At 43.3% G+C, this 26,701-nt stretch carries 30 protein-coding genes and 1 pseudogene; 11 read left to right on the top strand and 20 right to left on the bottom strand.

Annotated elements, in window-relative coordinates; genetic code table 11:
- Positions 1 to 100: 100 nt before the first annotated feature.
- The 4 genes and pseudogenes from PQ469_RS31420 to PQ469_RS20590 all read right to left on the bottom strand — a co-directional run bounded on the left by PQ469_RS31420 (position 101) and on the right by PQ469_RS20590 (position 1,606).
- A complete protein-coding gene (locus tag PQ469_RS31420; RefSeq protein WP_443192813.1) occupies positions 101 to 289 on the bottom strand; it encodes a hypothetical protein in 189 nt (62 codons plus the stop codon).
- Positions 226 to 366: pseudogene (locus PQ469_RS31415) on the bottom strand (hypothetical protein); the annotation flags it as partial. The pseudogene PQ469_RS31415 and the gene PQ469_RS31420, both read right to left, overlap by 64 nt.
- A 7-nt stretch (positions 367 to 373) precedes the next feature.
- On the bottom strand, positions 374 to 1,132 hold the full coding sequence (locus tag PQ469_RS20595; RefSeq protein WP_274209363.1) for a hypothetical protein: 759 nt from the start codon (positions 1,130 to 1,132) through the stop codon (positions 374 to 376).
- A 30-nt stretch (positions 1,133 to 1,162) separates the two neighbouring features.
- Positions 1,163 to 1,606, bottom strand: coding sequence for a hypothetical protein (locus PQ469_RS20590; protein ID WP_274209362.1), 444 nt, complete (start codon positions 1,604 to 1,606; stop codon positions 1,163 to 1,165).
- 200 nt (positions 1,607 to 1,806) lie between these two features.
- On the opposite strand from PQ469_RS20590, the gene PQ469_RS20585 reads away from it, so the two are divergent.
- A complete protein-coding gene (locus PQ469_RS20585) occupies positions 1,807 to 2,544 on the top strand; it encodes a hypothetical protein (protein ID WP_274209361.1) in 738 nt (245 codons plus the stop codon).
- Positions 2,545 to 2,551: 7 nt separating this feature from the next.
- On the opposite strand, the gene PQ469_RS20580 is transcribed toward PQ469_RS20585, so the two are convergent.
- On the bottom strand, positions 2,552 to 3,034 hold the full coding sequence (locus PQ469_RS20580) for a GNAT family N-acetyltransferase (protein ID WP_274209360.1): 483 nt from the start codon (positions 3,032 to 3,034) through the stop codon (positions 2,552 to 2,554).
- A gap of 156 nt (positions 3,035 to 3,190) precedes the next feature.
- On the opposite strand from PQ469_RS20580, the gene PQ469_RS20575 reads away from it, so the two are divergent.
- Entirely contained in the window at positions 3,191 to 4,351 is a 1,161-nt protein-coding gene (locus tag PQ469_RS20575; RefSeq protein WP_274209359.1) for an acyltransferase family protein, read from the top strand.
- A 160-nt stretch (positions 4,352 to 4,511) separates the two neighbouring features.
- Entirely contained in the window at positions 4,512 to 4,904 is a 393-nt protein-coding gene (locus PQ469_RS20570; protein WP_274209358.1) for a DoxX family protein, read from the top strand.
- Positions 4,905 to 5,040: 136 nt separating this feature from the next.
- Here the strand turns inward: PQ469_RS20570 and PQ469_RS20565 are convergent, their stop codons facing one another.
- On the bottom strand, positions 5,041 to 5,316 hold the full coding sequence (locus PQ469_RS20565) for a DUF4342 domain-containing protein (protein WP_274209357.1): 276 nt from the start codon (positions 5,314 to 5,316) through the stop codon (positions 5,041 to 5,043).
- Between the two features lie 166 nt (positions 5,317 to 5,482).
- Between PQ469_RS20565 and PQ469_RS20560 the strand changes: the two genes are divergently transcribed.
- Both PQ469_RS20560 and PQ469_RS20555 read left to right on the top strand, forming a co-directional pair.
- Positions 5,483 to 5,722 carry a hypothetical protein gene (locus PQ469_RS20560; protein ID WP_274209356.1) on the top strand — a complete coding sequence of 80 codons (240 nt, stop codon included), beginning with the start codon at positions 5,483 to 5,485 and terminating at the stop codon, positions 5,720 to 5,722.
- A 33-nt stretch (positions 5,723 to 5,755) separates the two neighbouring features.
- Positions 5,756 to 6,085, top strand: a complete 330-nt coding sequence (locus PQ469_RS20555) for a hypothetical protein (protein WP_274209355.1) — start codon at positions 5,756 to 5,758, stop codon at positions 6,083 to 6,085.
- Between the two features lie 172 nt (positions 6,086 to 6,257).
- Here the strand turns inward: PQ469_RS20555 and PQ469_RS20550 are convergent, their stop codons facing one another.
- Positions 6,258 to 7,568, bottom strand: coding sequence for a phosphatidylserine decarboxylase (locus tag PQ469_RS20550; RefSeq protein WP_274209354.1), 1,311 nt, complete (start codon positions 7,566 to 7,568; stop codon positions 6,258 to 6,260).
- Between the two features lie 514 nt (positions 7,569 to 8,082).
- Here PQ469_RS20550 and PQ469_RS20545 point away from each other — a divergent pair.
- Both PQ469_RS20545 and PQ469_RS20540 read left to right on the top strand, forming a co-directional pair.
- Positions 8,083 to 8,850, top strand: coding sequence for a PLDc N-terminal domain-containing protein (locus tag PQ469_RS20545; RefSeq protein ID WP_274209353.1), 768 nt, complete (start codon positions 8,083 to 8,085; stop codon positions 8,848 to 8,850).
- A 307-nt stretch (positions 8,851 to 9,157) separates the two neighbouring features.
- On the top strand, positions 9,158 to 10,456 hold the full coding sequence (locus tag PQ469_RS20540; protein ID WP_274209352.1) for an IS110 family RNA-guided transposase: 1,299 nt from the start codon (positions 9,158 to 9,160) through the stop codon (positions 10,454 to 10,456).
- Positions 10,457 to 10,606: 150 nt separating this feature from the next.
- On the opposite strand, the gene PQ469_RS20535 is transcribed toward PQ469_RS20540, so the two are convergent.
- From PQ469_RS20535 to PQ469_RS20500, 8 genes are all read right to left on the bottom strand, one after another.
- Entirely contained in the window at positions 10,607 to 11,473 is an 867-nt protein-coding gene (locus PQ469_RS20535) for an aldose 1-epimerase family protein (protein WP_274209351.1), read from the bottom strand.
- Positions 11,474 to 11,693: 220 nt separating this feature from the next.
- Positions 11,694 to 14,141 carry a bifunctional YncE family protein/alkaline phosphatase family protein gene (locus PQ469_RS20530; protein WP_274209350.1) on the bottom strand — a complete coding sequence of 816 codons (2,448 nt, stop codon included), beginning with the start codon at positions 14,139 to 14,141 and terminating at the stop codon, positions 11,694 to 11,696.
- Positions 14,142 to 14,461: 320 nt separating this feature from the next.
- A complete protein-coding gene (locus tag PQ469_RS20525) occupies positions 14,462 to 15,427 on the bottom strand; it encodes an EamA family transporter (RefSeq protein WP_274209349.1) in 966 nt (321 codons plus the stop codon).
- A gap of 7 nt (positions 15,428 to 15,434) precedes the next feature.
- Complete coding sequence (locus PQ469_RS20520; RefSeq protein WP_274209348.1) at positions 15,435 to 15,914, bottom strand: Lrp/AsnC family transcriptional regulator; 480 nt, start codon at positions 15,912 to 15,914, stop codon at positions 15,435 to 15,437.
- A gap of 310 nt (positions 15,915 to 16,224) precedes the next feature.
- A complete protein-coding gene (locus PQ469_RS20515; protein ID WP_274209347.1) occupies positions 16,225 to 16,509 on the bottom strand; it encodes a DUF3892 domain-containing protein in 285 nt (94 codons plus the stop codon).
- Between the two features lie 148 nt (positions 16,510 to 16,657).
- A complete protein-coding gene (locus PQ469_RS20510; RefSeq protein WP_274209346.1) occupies positions 16,658 to 16,870 on the bottom strand; it encodes a hypothetical protein in 213 nt (70 codons plus the stop codon).
- A 54-nt stretch (positions 16,871 to 16,924) separates the two neighbouring features.
- A complete protein-coding gene (locus PQ469_RS20505) occupies positions 16,925 to 17,578 on the bottom strand; it encodes a hypothetical protein (RefSeq protein WP_274209345.1) in 654 nt (217 codons plus the stop codon).
- Positions 17,579 to 17,588: 10 nt separating this feature from the next.
- Positions 17,589 to 18,848, bottom strand: coding sequence for a metallophosphoesterase (locus PQ469_RS20500; protein ID WP_274209344.1), 1,260 nt, complete (start codon positions 18,846 to 18,848; stop codon positions 17,589 to 17,591).
- Positions 18,849 to 19,090: 242 nt separating this feature from the next.
- On the opposite strand from PQ469_RS20500, the gene PQ469_RS20495 reads away from it, so the two are divergent.
- Positions 19,091 to 19,291, top strand: a complete 201-nt coding sequence (locus PQ469_RS20495) for a hypothetical protein (RefSeq protein WP_143065553.1) — start codon at positions 19,091 to 19,093, stop codon at positions 19,289 to 19,291.
- A gap of 194 nt (positions 19,292 to 19,485) precedes the next feature.
- Here PQ469_RS20495 and PQ469_RS20490 read toward each other — a convergent pair whose 3' ends face one another.
- Positions 19,486 to 20,136, bottom strand: a complete 651-nt coding sequence (locus PQ469_RS20490) for a Pr6Pr family membrane protein (protein ID WP_274209343.1) — start codon at positions 20,134 to 20,136, stop codon at positions 19,486 to 19,488.
- 16 nt (positions 20,137 to 20,152) lie between these two features.
- A complete protein-coding gene (locus PQ469_RS20485) occupies positions 20,153 to 20,752 on the bottom strand; it encodes a hypothetical protein (RefSeq protein WP_274209342.1) in 600 nt (199 codons plus the stop codon).
- Between the two features lie 165 nt (positions 20,753 to 20,917).
- On the opposite strand from PQ469_RS20485, the gene PQ469_RS20480 reads away from it, so the two are divergent.
- Positions 20,918 to 21,151, top strand: a complete 234-nt coding sequence (locus PQ469_RS20480; RefSeq protein ID WP_143065552.1) for a hypothetical protein — start codon at positions 20,918 to 20,920, stop codon at positions 21,149 to 21,151.
- A gap of 69 nt (positions 21,152 to 21,220) precedes the next feature.
- Complete coding sequence (locus PQ469_RS20475; RefSeq protein WP_274209341.1) at positions 21,221 to 21,718, top strand: VOC family protein; 498 nt, start codon at positions 21,221 to 21,223, stop codon at positions 21,716 to 21,718.
- 166 nt (positions 21,719 to 21,884) lie between these two features.
- On the opposite strand, the gene PQ469_RS20470 is transcribed toward PQ469_RS20475, so the two are convergent.
- The 3 genes from PQ469_RS20470 to PQ469_RS20460 form a co-directional block, all read right to left on the bottom strand.
- On the bottom strand, positions 21,885 to 22,100 hold the full coding sequence (locus PQ469_RS20470) for a hypothetical protein (protein WP_274209340.1): 216 nt from the start codon (positions 22,098 to 22,100) through the stop codon (positions 21,885 to 21,887).
- Positions 22,101 to 22,237: 137 nt separating this feature from the next.
- Positions 22,238 to 22,639 carry a hypothetical protein gene (locus PQ469_RS20465; protein WP_274209339.1) on the bottom strand — a complete coding sequence of 134 codons (402 nt, stop codon included), beginning with the start codon at positions 22,637 to 22,639 and terminating at the stop codon, positions 22,238 to 22,240.
- 25 nt (positions 22,640 to 22,664) lie between these two features.
- Complete coding sequence (locus PQ469_RS20460) at positions 22,665 to 23,237, bottom strand: RNA polymerase sigma factor (protein ID WP_274209338.1); 573 nt, start codon at positions 23,235 to 23,237, stop codon at positions 22,665 to 22,667.
- 553 nt (positions 23,238 to 23,790) lie between these two features.
- On the opposite strand from PQ469_RS20460, the gene PQ469_RS20455 reads away from it, so the two are divergent.
- Entirely contained in the window at positions 23,791 to 26,640 is a 2,850-nt protein-coding gene (locus PQ469_RS20455; protein WP_274209337.1) for a hypothetical protein, read from the top strand.
- The last annotated feature ends 61 nt before the right edge of the window (positions 26,641 to 26,701 follow it).

Here is a 26,701-nt window from a genome sequence, read left to right as displayed (position 1 = left end):
TTAAATCAGGCGAAAAGCAGTGTATTTGTAAATCGTGCGGAGAAACCCCTCCCGGCCTTGCTTATAACTCCGATATGCTCCATGGGAATGAATTTCAAAATCATCCATTATTAAACACAAATGGCGCATCGAAAGGTGCGCCATTTGTGTTTAATTCGACCACTGACCACTGACCACTGACCACTGACCACTGACCACTGACCACTGACCACTGACCACTGACCACTGACCACTGACCACTGACCACTGACCACTGACCACTGACCACTGACCACTGACCACTGACCACTGACCACTGACCACTGACCACTGACCACTGACCACTGACCACTGACCACTGACCACTGACCGCTGACCACTACTCACCACCCAACTAAATAACCTTCATCACTTGCAATGCTAAAAAGCCAACTGCAGCAACCATCGTTAGTACCATGGTTAGTATGCTGGTTTTCATTTTGGCGCGGATGCCGGGCAGGCAAACTATTACAGATATCAGTACAAAAAAACTGATAACAATGAGGTTCCGGATAACTTCGTCTGTTGATATGATATCGGCATAGCGGTCATTTAATTTAATATCCAGGTCCTTTTTTAAAAAATATGCCTGTTTAAGCGCGTTATACATTACTGCCCAGGACAGCATTATCCACCCAAGTTGTTTTCTTAAACCAAAACCAATGGCGCCCAGTGGCAACATTAAATAAGGTATTACTACAAACAAAAAAGATGGGCGATATGAGCTTGATTCGGTAATCATGCGTAAAACGGCGGTATCACCCTCGGCGAGTGTGATAAAATACACTGCCAAAACTGTTAACGAAACAATGCCGATTACCCGCTTGGCCGAAAAAAACTGCTGATTTACGGGCGCTTTTTTTGCTTGCTGAGGCTTGGGCGAATTTAACTCCTGCGTTTGTTTGGTGACTTTTCGCTTCAGGTAAAAATTAAATTCGTCATTTATTTCTTTAAGTTGTTCGGGTGGCAAGGCCCTGCGCTGAAGTTCGATGTACGCAGTTTCAACAGCAAGAGGCTGAAAATTTCTTGAATTGCGTATGATAGCGATAAGTTCTGAGCTTTCAAGTCGTTCGTACTTGTACTCAAATGAGTTGACATTAACAAGTTGGTCCATAATAAAGGTAAGGAGCGTAAATATATTACATCAGCCAACATCACCATATACCAATGAGTTGGTATTATTTCTATTTGATTCAGCCAGGTCTTCAATTTTTGTAATTGTAGTGCCGGCCTGCACAGCTATATATTGATGTTTGTTGTAGTATGTTTTATTGCTGTTAAATTCCGCGTAACTGTGCAACCTTGTGCCACTTTGGGGCAGATGGGTTTTATATAAATTGAAATTGTTTTGTGCCTGTTCAATTTCGCTCCGGGCATTTGATGGCGCAGCAAAGGGCATGCTTTGAGCGATATGCTCCATGTTGAGTTTTAGCTGCTGTAATAGGTCGTTTACTTTAGCAAACCAAGTGCTTTTAAAACTGGTTTTACCAACTCTAAAAATGGGCTCCGATAGCGTGACTGCGAATTTATGCACAGCTAACAATTCGCCCCCGCTCAGGGTTTCCGAACTTTGTAACAGTATATTCAAAATAAGATCAGGAGGTATTTGGTTAAAACTGGAACCAAATATAGATACTTTTTTAAATTAAAATGTAGTTAAAAAATTATCTTTTTTTAAGATAACAACCTTTAAGTATCTGATGTATATGTAATTACGTTTAAATGTTAATTTTAGTTAAAATGCAATTTCGTTACAGTTACAGATCGGATTTATGTTTATTTTTAAACATGCTTAAACATCTACTTTTATTACTACTGAGCGGCTCAATTCCGGCATTAGCGCTTGGGCAAACTATCCAAACCGGGGTTGTGTTTGAAAACAAAACACGTGTAACGCTACAAGGCGTTAAGGTTGAAAACATGGGCACGCACAAGGTTTTCATTACCGATAAAAGTGGCCTATTTAATATTGAAGGGAAAATAGGCGAGGTACTGGTATTTAGCAGCAGTTTTTACCGGGCCGATACCGTATTGCTTACCGGCAATAAGCCAATGGAGATTTTTCTGATACCGCAGCATAACATGCTTAACCAGGTTAACGTTACGGCAACCGAAGCCAAGCACACAGGCTCGTTTCAATCGCCAGATTTTCATAACCAAACGATAGTGTACCAGCGCGATGCAAAAACCGGATATTATAAAGGCGGCGTAGCTATACGGTTACATTATTTTAAAAAGGATGAAAAACGAAAAGCTAAGCAAGCCGCTTTTTTAAAAGACCAGCAGCAACAGGATGAAATAGCTAAGGTTTTTAACGCCGAAAATATGGCTAAGTACCTGCCTCTGAAAGATAAGGACATGGATGATTTTCTGATCCTGTATACCCCATCAACAAAATACTATTTTAGTGCTGCTTTTAACCTTGTTAGTTATCTGGATACCAGTTACAAAGCGTTTTTAAAGATCCCGGCAGATAAAAGGAATACCAACCTGGGCGCTTCGCCGCCCGTTTTGGGCAAGCAATAAGTTTAACTTACAGGTTTCTGTACATGATATAAGTATCTACAAACCCCAGTTGTCGGTGCCTGAATCCGCCGGGAGTGGTTCCGATGATGGCGAAGCCATATTTTTGCCAAAGCTTTACGGCTTTTTCGTTAGTTGAAACCACAAAGTTAAACTGCATGCCCTGGTAACCTTGTTCTTTAGCTTTTTCAAGCGAGTGCAGGCACAATTGACTGCCCACACCTTTACCGCGGGTATCGGGATGCACCATGTAGCCGCAATTGGCAACGTGGCTGCCCAGGCCCGGCTGGTTGGGTTTTAATATATAGGTGCCCAGTATTTTGCCATCTTCTTCGGCAACAAACGTTTCAATAGAGCTGCCAAACCAATATTTGTCCAAATCGGCCTTTGGGGTTTCCGGGTCAAATGCGTAGGTATCGCCGCTTTGTGTAACGTTCGAGAATATTTCCCAAATCGAGTCGTAATCTTGTTTTGTAGCCGGCCTTATTTCCATGAGGATAAAATGTTGATCGTTATGATGTTTATTATGATGGCAAAAGTGCATTATTAGCCATTCAGATTAAAAAATAAAGGCAGATAATTTTGCAGTGTGCTGTAACAAGGGGGCAAAATTGCCGTCTGTTTTACAATATTGTTTATCGACAACCTTATGCAAACAGAAACTGGTATCCCTGCGACAGCAAATAGCAACAGCGCCAAAATCGGCTATGTAGATAATTTAAAGGTAGTGCTTACTGTATTGGTGATCATGCATCATGCATTTATTACGTATGGAGCGCCCGGAGGCTGGTATCTTACCGAAAAAACCACGCTTAAGGCGGCGCTTATCCCCATGACGTTGTTTGTAGCCACCAACCAGGCGTTTTTCATGGGCTTCTTCTTTTTCCTTTCGGCATACTTTACCGAATCGTCATATAATAAAAAGGGCACTCTGAAGTTTTTGGGCGACAGATTGAAACGCCTTGGTATCCCGCTGATATTTTATTCGTTTATACTTTCGCCGGTTTTAAGTTACCTTGTTTATAGATTTGCCCAGGGGAACAACATTACTTATCTGCAATTTTTGAGCGGCTTTCATCCCTGGATAAATTTTGGGGTGCTGTGGTTTGTAGCGGCTTTATTGTTATTCAGCGTGTTGTATGTAGTAGTAAGATTTTGGTTTGATAAAAAGCCAGGTGTAGTAAACCCAATGCCGCCAGGTGGCCGGAAGATTATTTTATTTACCGCCGCGCTGGCACTTGCGAGCTACTTTGTCCGATGGGTTTTCCCCGTAGGTTGGATCTTGAAACCGGTTGGTTTCCAGTTAGGGCATTTTGCGCAGTATGTGGCTTTGTTTGCTTTAGGTATTATAGCTTCGCGGGGGAGATGGTTGAATAATGTAAACTATCAATTGGGTAAAAGTTTTGCTATAGTGGCGTTGGCCATGATAGTTGTATTGTTCCCTGTATTGTACGCAGTGGTAACTATAACCCAAAGCCCAATCGAAACCCTTAACGGGCATGGCAGCTGGCAATCATTAATGTATGCCTTTTGGGAACAATTTACAGGTATTTTTATCATCGTTGCCCTGTTGGGTATAGCCCGCCAAAGGTGGAACAATCAATCCGTTTTTTTTAAAAAGCTCTCCCGCTTAACTTTCTGCGTTTATATTTTTCACCCGCTGGTATTGATATCGTTATCGGTGTTGCTGAAACCATGGGCTGTCGATCCGGCCTTTAAGTTGTTAGTTGTTGCTCCAGGAGCTGTTGTTGGTTCCTTTTTGCTGGCAGCGGTGTTAGTTAAGGTGCCGGGAGTGAAAGCCATTGTGTAAAGAGATTTAACATCAAACTGTCAAGTTAAAATGACTGTTGAAGAATTCGGTTTCAACGGTATATAAAAATCGCTTTTTACTGCGACCGCAATTACCGGCCGGCGATTTTTATACATGGAATGGTATTTGTATCGTTAAACCAAATTGTAAATAAACTACCGTGAAAGACGAAAACATAAAAACAGCCGCCCGGGTATTATTAGGGGTAGGTTTAATAATGGCTGGCATCAGTCACCTTACATTTGCGCGTAAAGATTTTAAGGCACAAGTACCCGACTGGGTGCCTTTAAAAACAGACGATACTGTGGTATACTCCGGCATAGCCGAGATAACCTTGGGAACTGCATTGGTACTTGCTCCCGAAAAATACAAAGCAACTACAGGTAAAATCGCGGCCACATTTTTTACAGCGATATTCCCCGGTAATATATCGCAATATGTAAATAAACGCAGTGCTTTTGGATTAGATACCGATGGTAAACGGTTTGCAAGGCTGTTTTTTCAGCCTGTGCTGGTGTACTGGGCGCTTAAAAGTACGGGTAATATAAAGTAGGTTATAACATGTGGCCTCCGTGTTTGAAACGAATGGGCTTGAATATAATCGAACGTAAGGCAGTTAACGCAATCTGGCGACGAAATATAGGGTGCAGGCCTGTCGGGTTTTTTCACCGCCAAATTGCGATAGTATATTATATTTCTTCTTTTTCTTCCGCTTCTGGTTGTTTAGGCTCTTCCCGCTCAACAGTGATGGTACACTCGCCAACTAAAGCGGCTACTGCGCCAACTGCCGCCAATACAGGCGCCAGGAAAATGCCCACAAGGCCTACCGCCAAAGGGAAAGTCATCAGTTCTTTGCCTGAATGATCGGTTATTGTTATTTTTCTGATGTTGCCTTCGGCAATAAGGTCTTTTACTTTTTTAAGCAGGATGTCTCCGTTTATAGAGAATGATTCTTTTGTGGCCATGATAGGTGTTATTAATGGGGTAATTTTTAATAATAATTCAGCAAAACTTGCAGGTTATGGTAATCTGTATTAATGTGCTTTTGACTGTTACTTGTTTGTATTGTTACTAATAAAATTTATTAATGTTTAAGCAGAGGGAAAGCCCAAAATAAACTGGAGATTTCGATTGCAAACAGGGGCATGGCAATCCCGACCCAGCGGGGTAGAAGTTGGCCCGGGCCAGGCTATCCGTTTATACGCCCGCAAGGCCTTAGGCGCGGCCGGCACTTATGCCGCTATTGGCCGGTATTCATTGCTATCCTTATTGCAAAAGAACAGGTTTGGCTACAACCACTTGTACTTGTTCCTTGCTTTATCATTCCTACATGGCCGGTTACATTATGTTTTGCAAAAGTACTTTCATTAAACTACCTTAGGCCATATAAATCCACAAAACCTTATGGAACCGATAAAAACCCCAAGGCCGACAGTAGGTTGGAAAGCGCAATTAGATGACGGCAGCGAATTTTTTACCGAAGAGGCAATTGTAACAGCCGATGTATTGCTGGATAATTATATTGCCGCCTTACAGGGTGCCACCAATGAACGAACTATCTGGAAAGCTATTGAAGCCGTTGTAAAAGGCTTCGATCAGCTGAATATTGATCATGACTACTTTATTGAAACCATGGAGCGCGAAGACCTGGCCGAATTTATCCAAAAGGCAGCCGAAGCAGCCGGATTGTTCTATGATGGTGACGTAACCGAAGAGTGGCGCGAGGAATGGTAGGTGTGATATGAAACATCGTCAAAAATAGTATCCGGCTATAGTCTTGGGTTGTTGTTAGCCCAAGTATTGATCTTAACAACAGTATCGCAGACACGTTATAAAGGCGATCAGGTGAAAATACTGATCGCCTTTTTTAATTATTGATTCCGCCGAAAATCTCCCTGTTAATTTATCATACAATAATAACAGAAGGCTGTCCATATCTGAAGTGAAATGCATTAGCATCCTGATAGCTTGATGGTTCCTGGGCGTTTGCTACATCTGTGATAAACTTAAGGTCGTCAAGAGGTGGTTCAAAAAGCATAATAATATCTGATCCTCCAAAGGCAAAATAGCCAAACTCTTGTCCTTTATCTACTTGTTGCCCCTGCAGGGTATCTGTGTACATATTAACTGACGATACCTGCGCCATCCCGATAGGTATGGTAGCAACCAGGCCAACGTCAGATCCGCTTGTGCTGGTGTCAATTACCAATACGCCCCTGGCTTGGGTAAACTCATATCCATCTTCGGCTGCGTCGGGGGCATCAAACTGGTTATCGGTTATATTAACAGCAAGGTATACATTACCGGGTACTGCTACCAGGTCAAGAACGGTGCCACTCACCGGTGTATGAAAGCGGTGATAGTCAAACGGGCTTAAAAAATAATGAACAAAAGTGCCGTTATAAAAATTGGCGGCATACTGGCTCCCCGCTTCGCCAAGTAAATCGTTGATATTGCCTATGGTATGTGTTTGCTTTAAGGTAACTGTTGTGAAATTCCCATCGCTATCAATCACATTCCCGTCCTGGTCAATCTGGTAATATGCTTTGAAAGTACAATCGGCCGGTGAGCAAATAATGGTATTGTCATAGGGGTTGGCAACCGGGCGCATAGGCGAGCCATCGGGCTGTGTTGAATTAAGTTGCCTGTAAAAAAAGGTGTTGAATGAAACCCAGTTAGGCGAGTCGTTAGCATAGTCGGGCAGGTTATATTCCGGATCGTTCCAGTACGATTGAAGTGCTTCTGGTGTAAGCGAAGCAGGTGTATCTAAAAAGCTGCCCCAGGCTGTAGCATACTCGTCAAGCCAGCCTGCAAACGTAAACTCATTAATGGGGCTCTGGTAGTTCTGCAAGGTAACACCGGATGCACCCTGGTCTACCAGCCAGTAAAATTGGCACAGGCGGTCGTATATCTCCTGGCTATAGCCGTTTTGCCCGGGTGTATTTTCCCAGGGATCATAAATGCCGGTGTTTTCGCTGGGTATTACTTCTGAAAAAAGCGTCAGGTAGGTAATATAATCGCCGGGGATAGTAGGCCACCCAAAGCCCGAGTATAAATCATTGAGTGCATTGTACAAATCAGGATCGAGGTTGGCAATAGCCAAATTATTTGCCGACACTAACGAAATGGTTAGCGCGTTTGCAAAGTCGCTGTCATCATTGATCTGGGTTTGGAGTTCCTGAATTACGTCGTACGAGGTTGTGGTTAATGTGCTCATAATACTGTTTTTGATAGTAGGTTTATGTAAATTGGTGATACTAATGTATGAACTATTTTTAAATAATAATAAACAAAAAAATATTATTTTACTATGCTAATAAACTCTATTTACCAGATTATCAACATGTGTTAAAAAAGATTATTGACATAAATAAATCGTATTGTTTGTGAATTTAATATTAAAAAAGCAGGCAAAGGATTTAACAAATTTGGTTATATCACCTGCTGCTGTCCCATATTCAGCAGGCGGGGCATCAAACTGAAATAGGGTTTTTGTTTCCGCTTTTGAATATCTCAGCAATCCACGGCTACAGCATTGCCGCGAACGTTGTTCAAATTAGTTTCGCATCGGCACTATAATGGCGAGCCGCCTGATAATCAACTGCAATAGGCATTATTTGTAAACATGTGGGCTGAAACCCCAAAAGCATTATTTTAACTTAAAATGATGCCATTAAATGCTGCAATTTTTTATTTTTGAGGATAACTACAACTCTAATACCTTTTGCAATATGAATATGCTTTTTGGCGGCGGCAGCTATTATTATTTGGTACTTATTTTAGAAGCCTTTTGTATTATTCATTGCCTGCGCAGGGGTACTCAACAACAATGGCTTTGGATACTTATTGTTATCCCTGTTTTGGGTTGCCTTATTTATATTTATAAGGAAATTTTAACCAACCGCCATTCCATCCGTATACCTAAAGTGGATGTGGGCGCTGTACTTAACCCCGGTGTAAAACTAAAACGGCTGGAAGATGAGTTGCGCTTTACCGATACCTTTGCAAACAAAGTAAAACTGGCCGATGCCTACCTGGAAGCCGGCTTTACCGATAAAGCAGTTGAAATATACCAGGCCAGCCTAACCGGTGCCTTCGCCGAGAATGAACATGTACTTGCCCAATTAATTATTGCCTACTACGAGCAGGAGCGTTACCAGGAGATTATCCCGATAGCGCAGAAAATTTATAAGCTACCCCAGTTTGCCCGCTCAAAAGCGCATATGAAGTACGCTGAAGCCCTGGAAAACACGGGCCAGGTTGATTTAGCCGAAAAGGAATTTAAGGCGATGAAGGGCCGCTACTCGTACTTTGAGCCCCGCTATCAGTACGGGTTGTTCCTTATAAGGCAAAATCGCCCCGACGATGCCTACCAGGTTTTTGCCGATATCCTGAACGAAGAACGCCAGCTAAGCGCCATGGAACGCAAAACCAATAAAGTTTGGTTTGCCAAAACCAAGGATGAGTTGAAGAAACTGGCAACGCAGAAGGCGGTGTGACAGTAAAACTGTGATCTTGAGTTGTAAGATTTCGCGAAACTTTAAAGGGGAAATGATATTCAAAGATAAAAGACTGTCATCCTGAGTGTTAAAATTTCGCGAAATTCTGAAGGTGAAATGACATACTTTTGTTAACGCTGTGCAGTGTGGCCGGTCGAGTTATAGTGCTTCGTGCCTGTGTCTGAGTATGGTTCCGAAGATAGAGTCTGAAGGTATGGTACGATCCTGTTTACAGTGATTTGTCCGATGGGTAGCCTGTTTTTTCCTTATACTCCTTCGGGCACAGCTTATTTAAAACAAGCTTGATATGGAAAAAATGCGTACACATGCAGCCGGTATAGATATTGGCTCCCGTCATGTTTTCGTTGGCCTGGAAAGCGGCCCTGTCCGTAGCTTTGAAACCTTTACCGGCGATCTGGTAGCACTTAGTAAATATTTACTGGAGAACCGGGTAACTACAGTGGCGATGGAAGCTACAGGTGTTTACTGGTATGTACTTCATGATATCCTGTCAGATGCAGGGTTAGATGTGTGGCTGGTCGACGGCCGCCAAACCAAACAGTTGCCTGGAAGAAAGACAGATGTGAAAGACTGCCAGTGGATCCAGCAGTTACATAGTTATGGTTTACTGAACCGTTGCTACGTTTCTGAGGGGCTGCTCAAGGAGCTACGTAGTTACCAGCGATTACGTGAAGACCACCTCCGGAGTGCCTCGATGCATATTCAGCATATGCAAAAGGCCCTGATCGAAATGAATATCCGTTTACCGGAAGTATTAAGTCAGATACATGGGGCCAGTGGAAAAGCCCTTATAACAGCAATCCTTTCCGGTGAAAGAGACCGTTATAAGCTGCTTGCTCTCTGCCACAAAAAAATCAAAGATAAAAAGAGCGAAGAAGTATTAAAGGCTTTGGAGGGCCATTACACGCCACATGGGCTTTTTGCCCTGGAGCAGGCTTATAAGGCATATCTTTTTTATCAAGGCCAGATCTTGGAGTGTGACCGGAAAATAGATAGCACCTTGCAACAGATTAATAAAGACAAACAACTACCGCCCGGTACAAATACCGGAAATAGAAAACCGATCAGGCACAATAAGCCCCAGGTTAAAGACCTTGGCGGGCATTTGCTGAAAATATTTGGTGGCCGGGATGCCACCAGACTTCCCGGCTTTACAGATTATAACTGGTTACAGTTATATACAGAAATTGGAGCCGATTTAAGCCAGTGGTCGACGGAAAAACGGTTTGCCAATTGGCTTGGGGTATCTCCCGGTCAGAACCGTTCGGGCAAGAAAAACAAAAGTAAAAGCAAAGGAAAACCTACCGCCGGCCAGATATTCAAGGAGATGGCGTGCGGCTTGCTAAACAGCAAATACATTGGATGGGGAGCATTCGCCAGGCGGTTAAGAGGAAGAAAAGGTCCGGCGATAGCCATCAAAGCAACTGCCAGAAAATTGGCTATTCAATATTGGCGTTTAATGGTTAAAGGGAGCGATTTTGTAGAAAAAGGCATAGAGGTATATGATAACATGCTTAAAGAGCAGAAGCAAAGGTATTTACAAAAGCTCGCTATCGAATTTAATGTGGACTTAGTACCTATATAATTCGATATGTCATGGGTAGGTACGAAGGATCTATTCGCGAACTTTTCTATCGGTCATGCATAGCTGACAGATCCTTCGTTCCTCAGGATGACAGGAAAATTGAATATGTCATGGGTACGAACGATGCAATGATGATTTATACTTCCCCCCTTAAAAACTCACAAAAAACGGAGCCTCAAAAACATGGCCTGGGCTTAGTTTCTGGATAGCTTCTTTGTGTTTAATGTCTTTTTGCTCGCCTGCGGTATCGGCGCAGCCTAACCAGGGTTCGATGCACACAAAATCGGCACCGGGTTTGGCCCAGATGCCCAGGTAGCTAAAGTGAGGGAACTCAACCGATAGTGTTTGGCCGTGCTTGTCGCTTTTTATGGTTACCATTCTCGATTTTAACTCTTTAAACACCAGGGCATCGGCATTAAATAAATCGCGGGTTAATTGCAGCCTGTTTTTGGGTGTGGGCACCGGGTGACTTTCGCCATTAAAAAAACCATCGGCAGATAACAGTTCTGTTTCCAGGTGCTCATCGGTTTCAAATTCAATGTAATAGTCCTCGTATTTTTCGCCTTTGTTAAAGGGGACGTTAAAAGCAGGATGAGCCCCTACCGAAAAGTAGATGGTTTTTTTATCCAGGTTAATTACTTTATAGGTTATCCTGAGGGCGTTATCTATCAGTGTATACAGTACCTGGTAATCAAATTTAAAGGGGTATGTCTTTAAGGTGTTATCACAATAAGGCAACGAAAAACTTGCCGAAACATCGCCTGCATCTAATGTTATAAACTCCGATTGCCTGGCAAAGCCATGCCGCCCCATAGGGTACTTGCTGCCATCAACCACCAGTTCGTTGTTAATTAAGCCACCTACTACCGGGAATAAGTTGGGTGCATGCCATGGCCAAACGGCGGCATCGGCCTGCCAAAGGTGTTCAATGCCGGTTGCCTTATCAATTAATGAACTTAACTGCGCACCTTTGGTATCGATGCTTGCCTTCAGGTATTCGTTTTCGATGGTGATCATAACAATTAGAATTTGACAGAACCCGAAGTTAGGGATTTGTTTGAATTTCAGGAATTACTTCAAAGTTAGATTTTCTAATTTCTATTAATTCATATATTCTTCATTAAACAACCGCGGTAGTTTTTAGTCTAAAGCCTAAAGTTCTAAGTCAAAAGAGATTTTAATTAATACTTTGTGGCTCTTGACTTAGAGCTCAAGACTTTGTACTTAAGACTCAACACTAATCATCGTCTTCTTCCTTCTTCGGCTCCAAAATTACAAAGGCGCTCCGTTTTGGCGCGGGCATAACCGCGGTTTCGCCCTTAACAAATTTCCAGATCACTTCGTTCAGATCAATGTCTGGTGCCGCATCCTCTTTGGCCAGGTTAAACAATTCCGACCGGCGGCTGCTTTCATTTACAGCAACGTTGCGTTGCTCCAGGTCAACCTGTGCGGCTTTGGCCACGTACGGTGTGAAATCTGCTTTGCTGGTAAAGCAATCATATAAGGGCATGGCGGCAGCATCGTACTGGCTCATGGGTGGCAGGCCTAATATCAGTTCGATAGTGCGTAATACGCCCGAAGTGGAGTACATACCATGCACCACCGTGTTACGTTTTACATACGGCCCTGCAACAAACACCGGCGAACGGTGTGCATCCACATGGTCGGGCCCGTTTTGGGCGTCATCCTCTAAAATAAATACTACCGACTCTTTCCAGATAGGGCTTTTTGAAAGATATTCAATAAACTGGCCTATTGCCTGGTCATTATCCCCAACAGCCGCTATGGGCGATAGGGCACCTTTACGCTGCCCGCTGGTATGGTCGTTCCCAATCCTTACGCTGTTAAAACGCGGCACAGCGTTAATAGCCAGTAACGAGTCGAAATCGTGTTTCCAGATCTCTACGCGTTTAATATCCTTCACACCCAGGTCAAAGCCCGGCGACTTCGTGCAGTAATGCCCCTCTAACGATTTAAGGCTGGCCTTGCCCGGGTTGCCATCGGTAACAAATTCGCCATAGGTTCGGTAGCTTACACCGGCCCGTTTGCAGTAATCCCATATAAAGCCATCCCTGGGGTAGGCTGTTTTGCGGGTGCCCTCGTAGTCGTAATTACCACCACGGCTACCATAGCTGGTTGGCCATGTTTTCTCCACAAAATCGGTGGCGTAGGCGGCGTTGCTCCAGTTGTGTCCGTCCGCACTTACTTCCGCGTCTACATAAAAGTTATCAAGCAGTACAAACTCGCTGGCAATGGCGTGGTGGTTGGGCGTTACTTTTTTATCAAAAATACACAGCGAAGTATCGCCGTTGCCCTGTGGCATATCGCCCAAAACCTGGTCGTAAGTGCGGTTTTCTTTAATAATGTAAAACACGTGCTTAATAGGCGATTTTTCGCCCATCCGGCGGGGGATAGGGTTCCCCTCTTCGCCCGGTGCTGTTTTGGCTATTTTGTTGTTAAAAGGCGTGTTGGCATAAACCTGTTTGGTATAGACCTTAAGCTCACTTACCGATGGTGTATTTATAAACGACAGTGCGCCTTTAAATAAGCCGCCAATGTATTGCTCCCTGCTATTGATAGCCCCCTTTTGATAGCCGCTGTTATCGGCCTTTTTTACAGGCTGCGGTCCTTGCGGGTTGGCCATTGATGTAAAACCTTTGCCGTTGGCAACCAGTATTTTTTTGCCCAGTATTTTAACGTTGGTAGGGTACCAGCCCACAGGTATAAAACCCATACTGCGGCTGCTGCCGGGTTTGCTTACATCAAACACGGCCAGGCAATTGTTATCGGCATTGGCTATGTACAGCGTTTTTTCATCGGCCGATAAGGCAAGGCCGTTGGTAGTTGAGCCGGTAAGATGGGTAGGGTATAAGGCTGTAGAAATAGTTTCGAGCGCCCTGTGCGTTGCCGTGTTTATTACCGATACCGAATTATCATTGGCGTTGGCTACATAAAGCAGGCTGCCTTTTTTATTCAGCAGCAATTCGTTGGGGTTGCTGCCTGTTTTTATAGTTTTAAGTGTTTGGGTAGCCACATCGTAAATGCCAAGCTGGCCAAATCCCCATAAAGAAATATAAAGCGTTTTTTCATTTGGCGATAAGATGCAGCTATAACCCTCTGATGGCAGCTTGAGCCGTTGTAATGTTTTACCATCATTAGGGTTAACCGTATAAAGTGTGCTATCCTCTTTAGTTACCACATAAAGCCTGGTGTCGCTTTTATTGACCGCTATTCCACTCGGCGATACCTTGTCTTTTGGCCATGATTTTGGCGCCAGTTTAATAGTATCGGGTTTGCCCAGTTTAGTACCGGTTATATTAAAAACATAGATCAGGTTATCGTTACCGCCCGATGCGTAAAGCTTTTTCTCGTCTTTGCTGAACGTAAGCCCGTACCATGATTTGGCTACCACCTTTTCATCCAGCAGCTTCTCGTTTTTTGGGTCGATAAGTTGGATGGATTGGGTGCTTTGGCCGTTGTTGGTAACCGCCAGCAGCTTGCCCGAAGCCGATAGCTGGATGTTGAGCGGTAAATCGCCCAAGGGGAGGGATGTGCCTGCCGGGCTAAGCTTCCAGCCGTTTGGCAATAAAACCTGCCCTGTTTGGGCAATTTTGCCGGGCATTTGGGCAAATGTTGTAACTGACGATGCTAAAATAGCTAAGCCGATGAGTAGCTTTTGTTTCATAGTAAAAAGATTCTACTCAAAATTACATAATCGTTTTGCATAGATTGGCGGGTTAACACAAACTTAATATGTAAGAATGTTGCTATAATCAAACACATTTGCCGCAACGGGTTAGTGACGGGTAAAAAAAGGGTCAACAGAATGATAACTTTATGAATTCTACGGCCACTTGTTCAGGAAAATTCACCTTGCTTTTCGCATAATTCCATCATGCGGAATTTCTTTTTTTCGCCCCATTCTTTCCGTTCCGGCCACTATTGTGTGACATTTTTGTTGCTTAAATAAAAAGCGCGTTTATGCAGCAACTCCGTTGGGGACAATTATGAGATGCTCTCCGCAAGTTCCTGTTTTGCGGCTTTTTCCTTCCGGTATTTGCTCAAATTAATCAGCAGCACACTTGCTAATATTACAACCAGGCCGGCCACCTGTATAAGGGTAACACCTTCGTGGGCAAAAAGTACGCCCAATATTACAGCTATAACCGGGTTTACATAGGCGTAAGTACCAACCTGTGTTGCCGGGCGTACCTGTAACAGCCAAACGTAGGCGCTAAATGCAGCTATTGATCCAAAAACGATAAGGTATAGCAGCGCGTACCAGCTATGTGCCGGTATTGCGCCCCAGTTAAGTGTTTGAACTTCGTGGCGTAAAAAGCTCGATGGTATAAATACGACACCTGCAAACAGCATTTGCCATGCGGTATTTACCGCTGCCGATCCTTGCGTATTGTAATGTTTTGAATAAAGAGAGCCCGATGCCCAGCCCAATGTACCTACTATTAATAAAAGCATTCCGGGCAGTTTTGACGGCCCGGATGCCGGTCCCATCATACTTTCTATCTGCTCGCTAAATAATAATATTACACCTGCAAAGCCAATTACCAGGCCAATAATGGTGCTTTTGTTTTTAAAATTGGTGCCCCAGTTTGGCTTGTCAAGCAATACAAACCATATTGGCGGAGCTGATACCATAATTGCTACCATAGCACTTGGCAGGGCTTGCTCAACCCATATCACTACCCCGTTGCCAATTACCAGCAATAAAAATCCGCTTACTGCCGCATGGATCATATTGCGCTTTACAAAAATCCGCTCGCCTTTAACAGCACACCAGGTAAGCAATAAAGCGCCTGCCATAAAAAAACGGATTGCGCCCAGCAAAAACGGAGGGAAACCATCAACAGCCATTTTTATAAAAAAGTAGGTAGAACCCCAAACCAAGTAAACCGTAGCAAAAGCTATGATAACCAACAGGGGCGAGGCGGATTTTTGTGAAGATGTGGCCATGGTATATTTATTTTTCGGGTATAACTAATTGTTGTTGTTCTTTCACGGTTTCGAGTACTATGGTGGTACGCGTGTTCAAAATGTGTGGTATTTTGCTAAAGTGTGTACGCATAAGGTGCATCAGCGATGCCGAATCATAAGTGCGTACCTTAATCAGGTAGCAATCGTCGCCGGCTATATGGTGTACTTCCTGCACTTCGGGTATTTTGGCCAGCTCCTGCGTGGTTTTATCAGAACCCGGCCCGTCGGCGGCTTTCATGAAAATGAAGGCCAGCAATTTTTGCTGCAACGCGGTTGGGTTTATTTTGGTTACATATTGCTGAATAACATTTTTTTGTTCCAGCTTTTTCACCCGCTCCAATATTCCCGAAGGCGCCATTCCCAACTCCCGGGCCAGGTCGGCGTTTGATATGCGGGCGTTGTCCTGCATTAAGCGTAATATCTGCAGATCGGTTTTGTCTAAAACTATTTCTGTTTCGTTAATCATGCGGTAATATTAGTTATTAACAGAATTAAATTCAATAATAATTTATAAAAATGAATTTAATTCAACAAAAGTATGGTTTAGGAGGTGTGATGGATTCTGGTTAAATAAGCGAGGATGTTTTATGAAACGTAACCCAATATTAAGGCGGCGTTTGTTTTATGCGGGTAATCTCAAGCCTAAGCTCTTAATTCTTGGTTCTTGACTCTTCTTCAGGGGGCAAAAAAAAGCAAACCTCCGTTAAACATATAACGAAGGTTGCTTACAAGGTTGAGGTATAAAAAACGAAGGTTTAGGTTTTTTATAGGTTTTTTTAGGCCGATAGGCTTAACAGCCTGTCGGATTTTGTTTCATCAAAAACAGTACGTACATATTTGAGGCCGCTTTTGGTAGTTGCTGTGAGTAATTTGGATTTGTTGCCTTCGTCATCAAGAATATAAGCCAGGCCGTTATCATTTATCCAATCGAAAAGTACATCCCTGGAAGTAATGCCGCGGTTTTGAGTATGATCATCAATCCACATTAACGAGTTGATAGCCAGGTAAGGGTTATCATGCGCATCGCTGGTTTTGTGAACACCGATTATTTGTAGGGGCATCGTTAGTTAATTTCAGGGGTTAACGATGTTAAATGTCGGGATTTTAAAAACGGCCGTCAATCCGTGAAAACACGGTATTTGACCCCGTTAAAATACGGGGTCGAAAAGTTGCATCCGGCCTTTGTAATGTCAAAATAAATGTTATAAGTTAAATCTTAATAACCGTATCATTCTTGTATTCAGGTTGTTTGTGCTTGCCTGGTTTTGGGATATTTTTAACTATCGTGATAAGCGCGCTTGCAATAAGCCCGGTGGCCTTTAGGCCAAAATGTACAAAGGGCTTCATCACCTCCCAGGTACTGTGCGCTGGTTTCACTTCTGTGTTTCCTTTGCCTATCTCTTTTACGTTGGATGTTGCCATGTTTTTATGTTTTTTATAGATATGGCATAAAAGGTATAAAAACCTTGCCAGAAATCAGGATGACCAATCTATATCGCACAACACAACAAACCAGTTACCTTTTTTCTTTTCCAGGAAAATATCATAGCCCTGGGCTACAACAAGCCCGCCGCGTTTTTCAATGTAGGCAAAAGCTTTGGTCTTATTGTGATTAAAAAACACCGCTGACATCCTGAACATGCCTGCGTTAAAGAAAACCGGCGGCAGTCTTTTTCGTTGATTATAAAGCGTGTATTCGTAGTTATAGGTAAATGACAGGTTTTTAAGTTGGAAAATGCCTGGTTTCTCGTTAATGATCACTTCGGGCGCCCAGCTATCTACCAGCATATTTTTTACTATATCTTTGTCGTTCCTGTGCCTGTCTTTAGCCTGTTTTTTCAGATAATCCTCTGGTATCCTCATCAAGGTATCTGCAATGAAAATGTACAGCCTGGCAGTATCTAATTGATTTTTTAGCTGTTCGATATTATCTGTTTGGGATGCGGGGAATTTGTATTTAATTAAATGTGCTTTTAAAACACTATCTGATGGCATAATGTAATTAAAAGCAAGCGTTGTAATCTCAGCTTCGTCTGATGGAACATACAACTTATTAACCGGTTTAGGCTTGTGATGCCTGCACGAAGTAAAAATCAGTAACACCAAAATCAATTGCAGCAACTTGTTCATGTCGGTGTGGCTAAGCTGTAACCTTTTTCTTCAACTCAATAACAGTAACCTCGGGCCAAATGCCAAGCCTGCCGCTAAAGGCCAGGAAACCAAAACCACGGTTTACATATAAGTAACGGCCTTTTTCGTTGGCCAGGCCCGCCCAGTCGAGATATTTGTATTTAACCGGGCTCCATTTAAAGCCGGGAATCTCTACGCCAAATTGCGCACCATGTGTATGGCCCGATAGGGTGAGATGGATGTTGGCCGGATTATATCGCACATGATCTTCCCAATGGGTAGGATCATGCGATAGCAATACCTTAAAGGCATCCTTGGGTACATCACGGAGCGCTTTATTTAAATCGCCCATTTGTATAAAACCGCGGCCCCAGTTTTGAACCCCAATGAGCGAGATTTTTTGGCCTTCTTTTTCGATAGTAACATTTTCATTGAGAAGCAGGCGGTAACCCAAAGTTTGATGGTGCTGTTTCAGGGTTTCCAGGTTGGCAGCTTTGGCTTCGGGGCTTTTCCATTCAATATAATCGCCGTAATCATGATTGCCAAGGATAGAAAACTGGCCGTAGGGTGCTTTTATCGATCCAAACCGGTCTAAATAAGGCTCAATTTCTGCGGCAGCATTGTTTACCAGGTCGCCTGTAAAAACAAACAGGTCGCTTTTTTGCGCTATGGCCAAATCTATGCCCTTTTGCATGGCCGCTACATCATCAAAACTACCGGAGTGGATATCAGAGAGTTGGGTTATGGTAAACCCGTCAAAGGCGGCAGGCAAATCATCAAAATAAAGGGTTATTTTGTGTAAGCGGTAATCATATTTGCCCTTCAGTATTGCGTAAAAAAGAGAAGTAAATGGAATTGCGGCTACCAAAACTGCAATTTCGCTGATGAATTTTCGGCGGGCCGGAAATACCGGTTTATCGTGAGATTGCGTTGCCAATTTAAATAAGCCTGTCAGAAACCGCCCGATATCGCCCAAAAACATTACAGCTATAAAAAACAGTTTGGTGATAAAAAAAGTGAGGAACAGGCTCAATACCCATTCATGAAAAGGCCGCATGCCGGTGTTGGTTTTAAAAGCCTGCAAGCCGGTTACAAATAAAACTGTAACACCAATTGAAATCAGCAGGTATCCCCATAAAACTATTTTTTGCCAAAGCCGGGAGCGCCAGCCGGCAATTAATGTTTTTAACCCGGAGAATACATACCAGTCAAATAATAAACTAATTGCAGATATAATCAGGAAGACTTTCAGAAGGCCGTTGACATGCATAAATAAATAGAAAAAAAGCAATTTAATAAAATATTAGCGATTCTTAATCGTCATCATACTAACGGGCGCCCGGTTACAAGCTATTTGTTAAACAATGTTAAACCTTTTTAGGGGCAACAATAGATAGGGTTTTTATGGCGTTTTATAAAAGTTAATCAAATGATTAATTTTTGACTTTAAACAAACACTGCATTAGTAACAAAGAATTATTTTTGAAATATCAATTAAAACAAACAACTACCATGGCAATATTAACAATCCAAATCCCCGACACCGAAGTAACCACGCTATCAACCATTGTTGAGCGTATTGCAGGCAGCATTTTAAAAGTGAATGCCGACGAAGACGTTTACACCAATGATTGCTTACAAAAAGAAGAAGATCATTTTATAAAAAGCAAACTGGCCACATCGTTCCCGTTTAACCATTTATGGAACGATTAAACTCGTAACAAACAATTTGATATCCTGTTAATACGCCATATAGGAAGCCGAAAACTTAAGGCTTTCCTGAAAAAGACGCCGGACCTGAAAAATCCGGCGTCTTTTTTACTTTTAATTAGATGTCGCCACATCGCCGGCTATAACTTGGCAAGTTATACGCCGGGTTTTTAGAGGATGCTAATCAGCATAAAGTATTATTGATATATCCTTGCTGCCAGTTTGTTGTTTAACATCAGAAATAAGCACCCAAACAATAAAAAAGCCATCATCACAAAAAAAGAATTGACAGCCACCTGCTGATAACCCAGTTTATCGGCATCAACAAAAGGGTAGGGGTAAAAATGGAAAACTGCGCCGCGGATAAGTACATACATAAGGTATAATAACGGGTACCACAACCAACCGGCGGACTGCCGCCACGATAATTTTGTTTTAGCGGTAAAAAACAGCCAGAAGATAACAAAAGCCACCGGGTTAAATACATGGGTTAATTCGTTAGTTAGCGCAAACAAGCCATCTAAATTTACAATGCTGCGTAATACCGTGTTAAAAATAAGGCCCACTATGGTGATGTAAAGTGCTACAGCGGTAGCCACACTGTTGCTGCTAAAGAATTTTTTAAACGCCGAAGCTTTGTTTAAAACAACAGCAACCAGGCAAAGCCCAACCAGTATATTACTTAGTATTGTAAAAAAACTGATGATTTGCACTATGGCGCCACCAAATGTACGGCCTTGTTGCGTATAGGCAGCTGTAGAAATAATAAATTGCAAAACGACAGAAAACCAAACAATCAGCGCTAACAATATGGCGTATATGAATGCCAGTTTATTTAGTTTTTGCACAATCATGGGTCGGGTTTTATCGCTTATTAACGCTGTCTAACATAACTTGTAACGAATGGTTGTTTTTACGTACACTCTCTATTACACCAACATTTGTTTTTACGAAGGAGATTAACTTATCCGAGGGCTCATCGGTTCTGATCACTTTGTTGGCTTTCATGTTACGGAATAATGCCTGCGATGTGCGTATAATTCCCCAGGGTAACCCCCACCAGCCCATTAAGGCTGTTGACGAGGTAGCACGTTGGTTGGCTTGTTGCAGGCATGAAGGGCAGGCAATCATAAGCTTTTTCTTGTAATGAGTTAATATAATAAAGCTTTTAACACTCCCAATTACTATTGCGTTAAGTGGTTGGGCCGTACTACTGCAAACCGGGCATGGCTGGTTGCGGATAAGCGAGATATAGCTATCAATGGCTAAACTGTCCGGAGTGGTAAGTTGCACATTTACGCCGTTCATAATACCTTCATCCAGCCCGCGGCTTTTTATCTCGGCTTTTAGTAAATCTAACGCCTCGGGTCTTAGGCTTGCGGCTTCGGTTATGGCAAGGCTGGTAAGCTTATCGTCGCTTAGGTTTTTGTAAGTGGTTTTTAACTGTTCAATATCAGGCTGCATGGCAATAAATATAATAAAAGAAATTAATACCAGCCTGGCGAACTTTTGTGGGCAATAGGCTTGCCAGGTGCATATTGAATAGCATATTATGGTAAAATATTTTTTATTGCATTATATTAACAAATAAGCAACCGTAGCAGGTTATTGAACGTAAACAAAGATAATATGAGGAGTTACGTTAATATACCAAAAACGATAAACTGCAGGTTTTGTAAAACATGCGGTGCGCGCCCGGTTATTGAACTGGCGCCAGAAGGCCTTTACGTGGTTAAATGCCCCAACGATGACGGCCATTACCAAACCCGTATGGGTTTAATAGATATTGATGACTGGAACAGGAACAATACGGTTAATGTTGTCCCCGAAACCGAGTTTGATCACCAATATCTGGTTAAGTAATATTTCTGTGATTTGGCCTTAGTGTTATATAAACACATATCTTTAGGTTTTTAAACCAAAAAACTTAAAATGAGCCTTTTACTTAATCCTAATACCCGCAAACCGGGTAGTCTTAAATTAATATGGTTAATTGCTGCCCTTATATTACCGGGCTTTTGCCTGGCCCAATCGGGCACCGATGCTGTGCCGGTGGTTGATCATGTTGCCATTTGCGTAAAAAATCTTAAAAAAAGCACCGCGTTTTATACCGATGTAATGCATCTGCGCAAGGTAGGCAATCCATTTAAAGATACGGTACACCAATGGTACAGCCTGGGCAACGGGGTGAAATTACATGCCATCCAGGGCGATTGCGCCGGTGTACACCCAATAGCCGAACATTTGTGTTTTTCGGTTGGCTCTGTTCATGAATTTGCCAAAGTTTTAGAAAGCCACAATATTAAATACAGCAACTGGAAAGGCGATAGCAAAGAGCCAACCTTAAGGGCCGACGGTGTGCTGCAACTATATTTCCAGGATCCGGATGGTTATTGGATTGAGATTAACAGCCCGGCGCCAAAGAAGTAGTGTAGGTTTTACGTGGTAGGTTGTACGTTTTGTCCGGGTGTATGTATAGGGGAACTACGTATAACGTAAAACGTCACACGTACAACGTTATCAGTAGTGTGGTTTTACGTTTTGTTCGGCTGTATCAAAACTACGTACAACGTCTAACGTCACACGTACAACCTAATCAGTATTCCAGCTCCTGGCAATGTATCCCGGCGCCTATCAATAGCCTTTCGATGTAGCGGGGCGAAAGGTTTTCAGCCTCGATGCGGAGTATATTATCGCAGTCTTCCAGGTCGAAATTCCATTGGGCGATAGCCGGAATTTTGGTAAGCAAAGTGGTTACTTTGTTTACCTGCCTTTTTTGTTTAACGCTTGTTGAAAATACCAGGATGTTCATTTTGGTGAGTGGTGAATGGTGAATGGTGAATGGTTAGCGGTGAAAAGTGGTGAGTGAGTTGAATAGTGAACGGATTATAGCAACCTGGGCATACCTACCCATCTACTCCCCATTCACTACTCACCCCTCACTATTCACTAATCTCCTTTTTCTTCTGTCGATGCAAAATCGTCCCATGGGCGGCGGCCAAATCCACCGTGGCCATGATGCTCCCAGCCACACATACGATCTTTTAGTTTAGCTTTAAATTTTTCCTTTTCTTCGGGGCTCATGTTTTTAAAACGTTCTTCCATACGTTTGCGCATCCACGGCGAGCCTCCGCGGGCCCAGCCCGGTTTACTGCCTTTACCAAAACCAAACAGTATTTTGCATAGTACAAATATGCCCATGGCCTGCCAAAACGTTATTGCGCCTACGTGCAATATTGCCGGCAGCAGGTTGTTCCATAACTGCATCACCACAAAACTGATGAGCGCCAGGATGGCGGCCGCTCCTATAGGGAACAGTATAAACCGCGCTTTATAAAATGATCTTTTCATTATCTTTTAATGTTTTAAATTCTTTTTAATATTCTGTTATTTCAAGGTATAACTGTTTAAGCCTTTTGCGCAGGTGCAGCACGGCGTACCGCTTGCGCGATACCAGCGTGTTTATATTTTGGCCGGTGCGGATAGCTATCTCCTCAAACGGTACATCGTCAAGCTCATGCCAAATAAAAACCTGTTTCTGTTCTTCGGGCAATTCGTCCAGTGCCAAAAATAATTCGTCCCAAAACAGGTTGCGCAGGTATTCGGTTTCGGGTGTACTGGTTTCGGCAAACAGGATCGATTTAAAATTATCGGTATCCTCTTCATCGTCATCAGTAGCAAGCATATCATCCAGCAGGGGCTCCGTCTTTTTTTTATGCTTGTCCGTTATTTTGTTGCGGGCTACACGGTACAGCCACGCGCTTGTTTGCTCAATAGGCTCCGAGTTGATAACCGAACTAAACTGGTACCACACATCCTGCAGAATGTCTTCGGCATCGGCATCGTTGTTTACCCGCCGCCTAATAAAACTCAACAGGCTTTTACCATACGCTTTAATGGTATGTATAATATGACTGTTTTTGTCTTCGGGCATTACGGCTGTTATCAATTTATTATTCCTTTAAAGGTACAGACGATTGATGATTGAAAACATTTTAAATTATTTTGATTTTTTTGGGAGGAGGGTAAGCACCGGGTTGGCGACTCCTTCGTTTCAACCCATGAGGTGCTGGGGTTTACATAAACATTCGGTTGAACGCCGGTTAAGACTCACCCGGTCGAGGCTACGCCCGACCACCCTCTCTCCGGCAAGCCGCAAAGAGGGTTGAAGAAAGAAAGACAGTTTGTTAGCCCCTCTATGCGCGAAGCGGAGAGAGGGGCAGACGGGCGTAGCCTCGTCGGGGTGAGTCGACTCGCCGCCATGCGATAAACTTCATTTCTCATTCAGGGTTTCCCCAAGCTTTACAACCCGGTATTGACAAGCCTTTAATGAACTTCTTACACCTTCAGGCCCCATCGGGTTTTAGCATCGGCAATCTCATTGTTTATACAAATGATTGCCAAGGTAAATCTTAAATTCACGATGGCTAACTTGTTAAAAAAGGTAAAGCTTAAGCAATATCATTGCTTAAATTACAAATTGTACTTACTTTCAACCCCTAATGAACAAACGCCCGTCTGCTTATAAAATATTGCCCAACTTGCTGGCGCCATTGCTGTTTACTATAGCAACTACGGCGGCTGCCCAGGAGTTTGGGGGCAATCCGCCGTCTATCAAATGGAAGCAGGTAAATACACCGGCTGCTAAAGTTATTTTCCCTTATGGGATGGATACGGCAGCAGTTAATGTGGCCAATATTGTGCAGCAAATGAACGGGCTTATAAAACTAACTATAGGTAATAAGCAGCGGCAGATTAGCATTGTGTTGCAAAATCAAACTACGATATCAAACGCTTATGTAGGTTTGGCGCCTTTCAGGAGCGAGTTTTTTTTAACCCCCCAACAAAATAGCTTTGAAATAGGCAGCCTGCCCTGGCAGCAGCAATTGGCCATACATGAGTTTAGGCACGTGCAGCAATACAATAATTTCAACGTAGGTTTATCCCGTTTTCTGCACATCCTTTTTGGCGAGGGCGGGCAAGCCCTGGGGAACGATCTATCGGTACCCAACTGGTTTTTTGAGGGGGATGCCGTGTTTAACGAAACCCACGTAAGCCGGCAGGGCAGGGGGCGCCTGCCATACTTTTTTAATGGTTACCGGGCGTTGTGGGCGGCGGGCAAAAGCTATAGTTACATGAAACTACGCAACGGATCGTACCGCGATTATACGCCCGATCATTACCCGCTTGGCTATATGCTGGTTGCCTATGGCCGGGATAAATATGGCGACGACATCTGGAAAAATATTACGCACGATGCAGCCGGCTTTTATACCGGTTTTTATCCTTTTCAAAACGCTGTAAAAAAATATACAGGCACCAGCTTTAAAGCATTTGCAAACCAGGGGCTTGATTATTTTAAAGGGCAGTTTGCGGCAGATATGCAAAATCAGCCTGTTAAAACTGCTGCCCCCAAGCACTTTGATGCCGATAGAGAGTATCCCGCTTTTTTAAACGACAGTACGCTCATATATATGAAGAGCAGTTACGATCATGTGCCGGCCTTTGTGGTTAAAACCGGAGAAAAGGAACGTAAAATAAGTACACGTTCCTACTCGCTCGATAATTATTTTGATTACCGCAACGGTAAAGTAGTTTATGCTACCTATCGCCCCGATGCCCGCTGGGGATATCGGGATTACAGCGAATTGATGTTATTGGATGTAAACACAGGGCAAGAGCACCGCATAACCCAAAAAGCAAAGTATTTTGCCCCTGCCTTTAGTGCCGATGGTGATAATATTGTAGCCGTACAGGTTAGCCCGTTGGGTAAAAGCGAATTGCATATATTGAATGCTGATGGTAAACTGCTGAAAGTTGTGCCTAACCCGCAAAAGCTGTTTTATACTTATCCTAAATTTTACAAAAGCGACCGGCTGCTTTCGGCGGTAAGGAACGCCGAAGGTAAAATGACTTTGGCGTTGATTGATATAGCCACAGGCAATGCCCAATATTTGCTGCCGTTTACATTTAAACCGATAGGTTTTACAGCGCTAAAAGGCGATACGGCATACTTTTCGGCTGTTGTTGAGCGACAGGACAGGTTGTTTGCCTTAATGGTTGGCGCTAATAAACTTTACGAGTTATTGCCAATGGCTAATGATGTTACCATAGGCAGTTATCAGCCTGCTGTTACCGATCATAAAATGGCCTGGGTTGGTTTTACCGCAACCGGCTATCAAATAACCGGGGCTGATAGCAGAGAGCTGAAATGGATTGATGCGGGTGATTTATATGCCAATAGCAATTTGCCCCTAATAGGTATACATGCGCTTGAAAAAGATAGCTCGGCCAATATGCTGGCCCGCGTTACAGATAAACCTTTGTCGGTTACCAAATATTCAAAATTGCATGGCTTGTTCAACTTTCACAGCCTTATCCCAAACATCAGCGATCCTAATTATTCGGTTGCTATTGTGGGCGAAAACGTGTTGAATACATTTCAGTCGCAGGTTTCTTTCAACTACAACACCAACGAAGGTTATAAGGAGTTTAGCTTTGATGCCATATATGGCGCGTTGTTCCCGTACCTGTCTGCCGGTGCCGATTATACTTTAGATAGGCGGGGCTTTGCTAAAGGCAGCTACGTGTACTGGAACGAAACCCAGCTGCATGGCGGTTTGCAGGTACCGCTCAATTTTTCGCAAGGCAAAAACTTTACAGGCCTTACCATCGGCAGCGATCTGTATTTTAATCGTACCAGTTTCCAGCAGCCCTACGCCGCCCAGTATGCCGATAGGAGCTATACTTACCTCAATAATTACGTAGCGTTTAATAATCAAACCCAAAGAGCCCGCAAAAATATTTACCCGGCCTTTGCGCAAAGCATCAGCGTAAATTATAAGGCTACAGTTGCTGGTGCAAGTGCCACGCAATTGTTGGCTACAGGCTCATTTTACTTCCCCGGCCTGGTTACCAATCATAGCTTTGTAGTTAGCCTGGCGCACCAGCAAAAGGGTAAGGACGATGTAATAAGTTTTTCTAACGATTTTCCTTTCAGTAAAGGCTACGCGGCCCAAAATCTGGAGGATATGAACAAGCTGGGCTTAACCTACCATTTTCCGATAGCCTATCCCGATGGCGGTTTTGGCAATTTGGTTTACTTGCTGCGCCTGCGTGGGGCTTTGTTTTTTGATTACACCCACGCCACCGCCAATGATTTTTATACCGATGGCAGCAGTTTTAAACAAAACTTCCGCTCGGCCGGCGGAACGCTATTTTTTGACACCAGGTTTTTTAACCAAAACAGCATCTCATTCGGTATCAGGTATAGCCGCTTGCTGGATGAAGACTTTTTTGGAGGAACAGGCAGGAATAGGATAGAACTGGTATTGCCGGTTACGTTTTTTTAGTTGGGCGGGCAATGAATTGCTGCATGACAAATGCACGGTTTTGTGCAATTCCCTGCCCCTT

Source organism: Mucilaginibacter sp. KACC 22773 (assembly GCF_028736215.1).
Classification (GTDB): domain Bacteria; phylum Bacteroidota; class Bacteroidia; order Sphingobacteriales; family Sphingobacteriaceae; genus Mucilaginibacter.
This window is presented reverse-complemented; position numbering and strand designations above follow the sequence as displayed.

Bases quoted from the DNA above. Each gene is read 5' to 3' on its own strand.
- PQ469_RS20500 (WP_274209344.1), bottom strand. From the start codon at position 18,848: ATGCATGTCAACGGCCTTCTGAAAGTCTTCCTGATTATATCTGCAATT.
- PQ469_RS20465 (WP_274209339.1), bottom strand. From the start codon at position 22,639: ATGAAAAGATCATTTTATAAAGCGCGGTTTATACTGTTCCCTATAGGA.
- PQ469_RS20555 (WP_274209355.1), top strand. From the start codon at position 5,756: ATGGAACCGATAAAAACCCCAAGGCCGACAGTAGGTTGGAAAGCGCAA.
- PQ469_RS20510 (WP_274209346.1), bottom strand. From the start codon at position 16,870: ATGGCAACATCCAACGTAAAAGAGATAGGCAAAGGAAACACAGAAGTG.
- PQ469_RS20595 (WP_274209363.1), bottom strand. From the start codon at position 1,132: ATGGACCAACTTGTTAATGTCAACTCATTTGAGTACAAGTACGAACGA.
- PQ469_RS20485 (WP_274209342.1), bottom strand. From the start codon at position 20,752: ATGCAGCCTGATATTGAACAGTTAAAAACCACTTACAAAAACCTAAGC.
- PQ469_RS20515 (WP_274209347.1), bottom strand. From the start codon at position 16,509: ATGCCCCTACAAATAATCGGTGTTCACAAAACCAGCGATGCGCATGAT.
- PQ469_RS20520 (WP_274209348.1), bottom strand. From the start codon at position 15,914: ATGATTAACGAAACAGAAATAGTTTTAGACAAAACCGATCTGCAGATA.
- PQ469_RS20475 (WP_274209341.1), top strand. From the start codon at position 21,221: ATGAGCCTTTTACTTAATCCTAATACCCGCAAACCGGGTAGTCTTAAA.
- PQ469_RS20480 (WP_143065552.1), top strand. From the start codon at position 20,918: ATGAGGAGTTACGTTAATATACCAAAAACGATAAACTGCAGGTTTTGT.
- PQ469_RS20545 (WP_274209353.1), top strand. From the start codon at position 8,083: ATGAATATGCTTTTTGGCGGCGGCAGCTATTATTATTTGGTACTTATT.
- PQ469_RS20585 (WP_274209361.1), top strand. From the start codon at position 1,807: ATGCTTAAACATCTACTTTTATTACTACTGAGCGGCTCAATTCCGGCA.
- PQ469_RS20495 (WP_143065553.1), top strand. From the start codon at position 19,091: ATGGCAATATTAACAATCCAAATCCCCGACACCGAAGTAACCACGCTA.
- PQ469_RS20455 (WP_274209337.1), top strand. From the start codon at position 23,791: ATGAACAAACGCCCGTCTGCTTATAAAATATTGCCCAACTTGCTGGCG.
- PQ469_RS20525 (WP_274209349.1), bottom strand. From the start codon at position 15,427: ATGGCCACATCTTCACAAAAATCCGCCTCGCCCCTGTTGGTTATCATA.
- PQ469_RS20470 (WP_274209340.1), bottom strand. From the start codon at position 22,100: ATGAACATCCTGGTATTTTCAACAAGCGTTAAACAAAAAAGGCAGGTA.
- PQ469_RS20550 (WP_274209354.1), bottom strand. From the start codon at position 7,568: ATGAGCACATTAACCACAACCTCGTACGACGTAATTCAGGAACTCCAA.
- PQ469_RS20530 (WP_274209350.1), bottom strand. From the start codon at position 14,141: ATGAAACAAAAGCTACTCATCGGCTTAGCTATTTTAGCATCGTCAGTT.
- PQ469_RS20575 (WP_274209359.1), top strand. From the start codon at position 3,191: ATGCAAACAGAAACTGGTATCCCTGCGACAGCAAATAGCAACAGCGCC.
- PQ469_RS20505 (WP_274209345.1), bottom strand. From the start codon at position 17,578: ATGAACAAGTTGCTGCAATTGATTTTGGTGTTACTGATTTTTACTTCG.
- PQ469_RS20540 (WP_274209352.1), top strand. From the start codon at position 9,158: ATGGAAAAAATGCGTACACATGCAGCCGGTATAGATATTGGCTCCCGT.
- PQ469_RS20580 (WP_274209360.1), bottom strand. From the start codon at position 3,034: ATGGAAATAAGGCCGGCTACAAAACAAGATTACGACTCGATTTGGGAA.
- PQ469_RS20565 (WP_274209357.1), bottom strand. From the start codon at position 5,316: ATGGCCACAAAAGAATCATTCTCTATAAACGGAGACATCCTGCTTAAA.
- PQ469_RS20535 (WP_274209351.1), bottom strand. From the start codon at position 11,473: ATGATCACCATCGAAAACGAATACCTGAAGGCAAGCATCGATACCAAA.